The organism is Vibrio ichthyoenteri ATCC 700023, from assembly GCF_000222605.1.
Taxonomy (GTDB): Bacteria; Pseudomonadota; Gammaproteobacteria; order Enterobacterales; family Vibrionaceae; genus Vibrio; species Vibrio ichthyoenteri.
In genome coordinates this window covers 1-4,893 of sequence record NZ_AFWF01000325.1, presented here as the reverse complement: position 1 = coordinate 4,893, position 4,893 = coordinate 1, and the positions used below count along the sequence as shown (strand labels likewise).

Sequence of the window (4,893 nt, the reverse complement as noted above, 5' to 3'; positions counted from 1 at the left end):
TTAACTACGGTATGTTTGGTCATGTTGATGCTGGTGTACTCCACGTTCGTCCAGCGCTTGATATGTGCGACCCACTACAAGAGAAGTTGATGCATGAGATTTCTGATGAAGTGGTTAAGCTGGTGGCAAAATATGGCGGCTTGATGTGGGGCGAACACGGTAAAGGTTTCCGCTCTGAATATGGCCCTGAGTTTTTCGGCGATGAATTATTTGCTGAATTACGCCGGGTGAAATCAGCTTTTGACCCACACAACAAAATGAATCCGGGTAAGATTTGTACACCGCTCGAAAGCCATGAAGAGTTGGTAAAAGTCTCAGATACCAAACGCGGTTTCTACGATCGCCAAATTGATGTCAAAGTGCGCGACAGCTTCAAACAGGCGATGGAGTGTAATGGTAACGGCTTATGCTTTAACTACGATACCGCCTCGCCAATGTGCCCATCAATGAAAGTGACTGCGGATCGTCGTCATTCACCAAAAGGCCGAGCGGGTTTGGTACGTGAATGGCTGCGTCAATTGACAGAGCAAGGCATCGACATCCTTGATTTAGAAAAGCAGTCGCTTGAATCGGCGAGTGTAAAAACGCTGCTTGATCGAGTGCGTAACAGCTTTAATAAACGTCATCAATATGACTTCTCCCACGAAGTGTATGAAGCGATGAATGGTTGTTTGGCTTGCAAAGCCTGTGCGAGTCAGTGCCCAATAAAGGTAGATGTACCAAGCTTCCGTTCGCGTTTCTTAAACATCTATTACAGCCGCTACCAGCGACCAGCTAAAGATTATTTGGTCGCCAATATTGAAACCATGTTGCCTTTGATGGCGAAAGCACCAAAATTGGTCAACGGCGTACTCAAGCAAAAGTGGGTACAGAGCCTTACCGCTTCAACCGTTGGCTATGTTGATGCACCACTCCTTTCTATTCCTACGCTGGCGAAACGAGTTACACAGTTAAAAACGTTTGACATGCAGGCGCTGGCGGCAATGTCGAGTGAAGATAAAGCCAATCATGTGTTGATCGTACAAGATCCGTTTACCAGCTATTACGATGCTGATGTAGTAGACGATTTTGTCAAATTAGTGATTAAGCTAGGTAAAACGCCGGTACTGCTGCCATTCAAACCGAACGGGAAAGCACAACATATTAAAGGGTTCTTAGCGCAATTTGCTCGCAATGCTAAAAGCACCGCTATGTTTCTAGAGCAAGTGGCGGATTTGAATATTCCAATGGTAGGTGTTGATCCCGCGCTGGTGCTTTGTTACCGCGATGAATACAACGAGATTCTTGGCGATAAACGGGGCGAGTTTGATGTACTAACAGTACATGAATGGATGTTGCCACGCTTGAGTGAATTTACCGTTTCTTCTGGTGACTCTCAGCCTTGGTATCTATTAGCACACTGCACCGAGAAAACTAAATTGCCAAATGCTGAAAAAGAGTGGGGCGCGATTTTTACTCACTTTAGCGCTAAGCTTGATACGATACCGGTTGGTTGTTGTGGTATGGCTGGTACGTTTGGCCATGAAGTGGATAAGCTCGAAATGTCGAAGGACATTTTTGCATTAAGCTGGAAGCCTCGCTTAGAAGAACTTCCCGCAGAGCGTTGTTTGGTGACGGGCTACTCTTGCCGTAGCCAAGTAAAACGTTTTGAACACGTAAAGACAAAACACCCATTGCAAGCTTTACTAGAGATCGTTTAATGGACATGTTAGAGCGTAAAATTCCCCCAGTTGCTGTGTTTATCCTATTTGTTATGGTGATGATTAGGTTAGACCAAGTGCTGTTGACTTTTACGCTGCAACTACCGTTAACTACTTTGGTGTTAGCGGTAGCTGTGATTTTATCAGGTGTTGTAGGCATTGCGGGTGTGTATGAGTTTCGCAAAGCTAAAACCACCGTCAATCCAGTCAAAGTTCACAGCGCCACGAGCATTGTCGACAGTGGTGTGTTTGCTTACACACGTAACCCTATGTACCTAGCTCTTTTGATTTTATTGCTAGGTATTGGCTATTGGCAACAGAACCTCATCTGTCTTTTTCTCCCCCTCTGTTTTGCTTTATATATGAACCGCTTTCAAATTCGCCCAGAAGAGAGGGCGTTGGAAAGTCTATTTGGCGCTGAATACTTAGATTACAAGCAAAGGGTTAGGCGCTGGATCTAAACAATGTGATTGAAAAGAAAAGGGAAGATAAACGACGTTTATCTTCCCTTTTTTTTGTTTCTCTATCATGAGTTTTACTCAATAGCTGCCTTCTTCACACTTCAATATGTTGTGCTAATGCGCAACTTTGACCCTATACCAGCTTGAGTTTCTGGTGATGAATGAGGAATCACTAAGTGAAAAAAATTAGATATAAATCACGTTTAATTCTGGTATGACCATGATGGTTTAATATCGATAGATTTAACTCTTTCTTTGTACGAAGTTAAATTTTTTTAAACTTGAAATCATAACTTATTGAATTATTTATGGTTTGTTCATAGAAGTTATCGATCGTATCGATCATTTTAAGTTGTCGTCATGATCGTAAGAATTAAAAATAGTGATCGATCGATTTTATTTTTCGTCATATCAAATAATCTGGTTCGATATTGTTCTTCTCAAATAATATTCTTGATGCAAATCAATGAAAGTATAAATTTATTAAGTACTGAGTCTTTTGTCTGAATATTTACGGTGAATGTCACTTAAAGATATTGGCAATGATAAATGCGTATTTTCATAAGCAATAACAGCTAAATCAGGAATGAATATATGAATAAAAAACACATATCGGCTCTAGTTTCGACAATTATATTAGGCTCTGGGCTTTACTCTATAGCGGCCAATGCCGCTGCAACCAATGGTAACCTCTCTTTCACGTTTAGTGGCACTATTCCTGCTTTGCCTGTTGCAGGTGAGGGCTGGAAGTTTGTACAAGCAGACGGGACTACACTTTACGTTCCTCCGTCAGCAATCTCATTTAGCTCAGCAGATACCGCAGATGGACTTGCGCTTACCTCAACGTCTGAATCGTTTTACATCAAACCGAATACAGGATCATTTACCGCCGCATCTAACATTACGGCTCAATTGATTGCTAACCCTACAATTGCGGGAACGGCAATCAAATCTTCAGCGGTCAATACGGTAACGACAACCGTCACAATTAATGGCGTTACTCTAAATGCGGGATCTTCTGTAGATATAGCATCGCCAACGGGCACCAATGCGCACGAGTTAACATTGTCAACAGTGGTTGAGATCCCGACTGAAGCCCGCAGTGTCGAAGGGGGATCGATTAACGTGACAGCCCCAATCCGCTTTTCTGCTGACGTTGGTTAATGATGATGTTCTGAGTATTGGCGGTAGTTCAAGTCAATGCTCAGAGAAGCTCATCACCACATTTCTATGTTACTTCCAATTTGTCTAAATTTCATCGGCTAGGTGATAGTTGTGCGCTTTTACGCTTTGATATTGAGTTTTCTATTATTTTTTTCCGTCCCAATCTACGCCATTACCGTCGACAAAATGGTGATTATTCCGAATGAAAGCGATTTGAAGTCGGAGATAAAAATTACGAACCCTGCATCGCATCCGGTTTTTTTAAAAGTGACCCTGTCAGAGATGAATGATGCTAAGGAGGTGGAAGCATTCAGACCAGAAGAGTTTCAAAATTGGCCTGTCTATGTTGAAAGAAATGAATTTTTAATTGAGCCAGAAGAAGAAATCGTTATTGAAATTCAGCACCTAGCAAAACAGCTGAATAAAAGCTCAACAAGAGACCGTGTCATCGCGATTGATGTCATGCCTGAGTCAGTACTTGATGACGGAAAGGTGGGACAAAAAATGAGTATCCTTATTGGTTATCGAGTCTGGATGATCATCGCTAAAGATGGAGCCTTAAAAGGCAAGCCAAGTGTGCTGAAGACAGAGAACGGATATGTGCTGAGTAATCAATCAGACAGTGTCGCTATTTTTCATATCAATTTGTGTGACACTGAATTTAAAAAAGGCGCTGAGTGTAAAGGTTCTGAATTTGTTTTAAGTGGTAAAGAGAAAGTACTCAATTTATTAGAATTTAAAAATGGAGATGCCAATATTTCTATTCGTGATTCATATGATAGATATCTAATAAAAGAGACGATAAAACTTTAGTGAAATAAATGAACGAGATAAATGAATTACATAGTTACACAATCTCTTTTTGTCTATTTTTTGATGATGGTGGCGAAAGCCTACAGTCAAGATGAAATATTAGTCGCTCGAGAAAACACTCAGATACTGGCAAGTTTAGCGGCCATTGATAAGCGATATAGCAATATCGCTTTGGTCGCGAATGCCAATCAAAACTACGTTGGTTTCTTTGAGCTGGACGATAAAGAAATTGCGTTGTCTGTTGTCGGAGCTTCTGAGGCGCCTATTCGTTTGGCGGGAAAGTTGTCTTTTTTTAAAGCGCAAATAGAGAAAAGTGAAGCGGAAAAATTACAACGTTATCTGGAAGTAGTAGGGGTTAAAGAATCTGAGATCGTAGGCTTGGTGAATGAGCTAACGCGCGGAGTCAATGGATCTCGTGAATGCAAAGGTAAAAAGTCCGATTGTTTGATATTTTCCCCTGAGTTCACAACCGTGGTTGATTTTTATAACAGCAGTTTACGATTGTTTATTCCTAGTGAGCAGTTTGCTACCACGGAACAAAAGATAGTGCTGGAAAGCGTTGATGAAAGCCTGTTGGTGAGCAGTTGGTATGGCAGTTTTTCCTATACAGCCGATTTTTCATACTTCTTGCGGTCTGAAAATACTTATGGGTTAGGCGATGGTTACTTGCGCTACGACTTTAGTGCGAGTGATTACTCTCAAGATATTGGTCAGTTTAATTACAACTATGACGCGGCTGATTATTCCGCTACTGC

At 41.5% G+C, this 4,893-nt stretch carries 5 protein-coding genes; all 5 read left to right on the top strand.

Annotation, left to right across the window (positions count from 1 at the left end):
- Positions 1 to 1,700 (top strand): (Fe-S)-binding protein (locus tag RH85_RS21865; protein WP_006714902.1); only part of this gene is annotated, 1,700 nt, incomplete at its 5' end.
- Entirely contained in the window at positions 1,700 to 2,161 is a 462-nt protein-coding gene (locus RH85_RS21860; RefSeq protein WP_006714901.1) for a methyltransferase family protein, read from the top strand. The genes RH85_RS21865 and RH85_RS21860, both read left to right, overlap by 1 nt.
- Before the next feature lie 594 nt (positions 2,162 to 2,755).
- Complete coding sequence (locus RH85_RS21855; RefSeq protein WP_006714900.1) at positions 2,756 to 3,325, top strand: hypothetical protein; 570 nt, start codon at positions 2,756 to 2,758, stop codon at positions 3,323 to 3,325.
- A gap of 111 nt (positions 3,326 to 3,436) precedes the next feature.
- Positions 3,437 to 4,138: a hypothetical protein gene (locus RH85_RS21850; RefSeq protein ID WP_006714899.1), complete on the top strand. Its 702-nt coding sequence runs from the start codon at positions 3,437 to 3,439 to the stop codon at positions 4,136 to 4,138.
- A gap of 21 nt (positions 4,139 to 4,159) precedes the next feature.
- Positions 4,160 to 4,893: hypothetical protein (locus tag RH85_RS21845; protein ID WP_006714898.1), on the top strand; the 734-nt coding region annotated here is incomplete at its 3' end.